This is a genomic window from Streptomyces sp. NH27 (genome assembly GCF_056859195.1).
Genome location: NZ_JACEGK010000966.1, coordinates 1 through 1192, shown reverse-complemented (window position 1 = coordinate 1192; position 1192 = coordinate 1). Strand labels below are relative to the sequence as shown.

General features: G+C 72.5%; 2 protein-coding genes. One reads left to right on the top strand and one right to left on the bottom strand.

What is annotated here, in order from left to right; translation table 11 throughout:
• The coding region (gene mutM / locus AC13HU_RS37445) for a bifunctional DNA-formamidopyrimidine glycosylase/DNA-(apurinic or apyrimidinic site) lyase (RefSeq protein WP_483046466.1) at positions 1-858 on the top strand (858 nt) is incomplete at its 5' end.
• Here mutM and AC13HU_RS37440 read toward each other — a convergent pair.
• Positions 831-1192 (bottom strand): winged helix-turn-helix transcriptional regulator (locus tag AC13HU_RS37440; protein ID WP_483046465.1); only part of this gene is annotated, 362 nt, incomplete at its 5' end. The genes mutM and AC13HU_RS37440 overlap by 28 nt on opposite strands.

Sequence of the window (1192 nt, the reverse complement as noted above, 5' to 3'; positions counted from 1 at the left end):
CTCCCAGAGGTGGAAGTCGTCCGCCGCGGTCTCGCCAAGTGGGCCGCCGGCCGGACCGTTGCCCGGGCCACCGTCCTGCACCCCCGCGCCGTGCGCCGCCATCCCGCGGGCGCCGACGACTTCGCCCACCGCCTCACCGGCGCCACCCTCGCCGCCCCGCACCGCCGCGGCAAGTACCTCTGGATCCCGCTCGCCGAGGACACCGCGATGGTCGCCCACCTCGGCATGAGCGGCCAGTTCCTGATCCGTCCCGAGGACGCGCCCGCGGAGAAGCACCTGCGGGTCCGCTTCGTGTTCGAGGACACCGAGGACACCGACCTCCGCTTCGTGGACCAGCGCACCTTCGGCGGGCTCTCCCTGCACGACACCGTCCCGGGCGACCCGGAGCAACTGCCGCAGCCGCTCGCGCACATCGCCCGCGACCCGATCGACCCCGCCTTCGACGACGACGCCTTCCACGCGGCGCTGCGCCGTAAGAAGACCACGATCAAGCGGGCGTTGCTCGACCAGAGCCTGATCAGCGGGGTCGGCAACATCTACGCGGACGAGGCGCTGTGGCGCACCAAGTTGCACTACGACCGCCCGACCGCCACGCTGACCCGCCCGCGCACCGCCGAACTCCTCACCCACATCCGGGAGGTGATGGGCGACGCGCTGGCCGCCGGCGGCACCAGCTTCGACAGCATGTACGTCAACGTGAACGGCGAGTCGGGCTACTTCGACCGCTCCCTGGACGCGTACGGCCGCGAGGACGAGCCGTGCCGCCGATGCGGCACCCCGATCCGGCGCCGGGCGTGGATGAACCGCTCCAGCTACTTCTGCCCGCGCTGTCAGCCGGTGCCGCGCACCTCGTCGTAGCGGCCGCGGGCCACCAGCACCTCGGGCATCCGGTCCTCGACCAGCGTGATGAGGTCGAGCAGCCGGGCCGCGGTCTCCCGGCCGAGCGGGCTGAGCCGGTACTCGACGTGCGGCGGGTTGACCGACTGCGCCTCGCGGATCACCAGGCCGTCGCGCTCCAGCGCCTGGAGGGTCTGGGAGAGCATCTTCTCGCTGACCCCGTCCACCCTGCGCCGTAGCGCGTTGAACCGCACGGTGTCGTCGGCGAGCGCGGACAGCGTCAGGATGCCCCAGCGCCCGGTGACGTGCTCCAGCGTGGCGCGCGAGGGGCAGTTCCGCGAGAACACGTCGAACG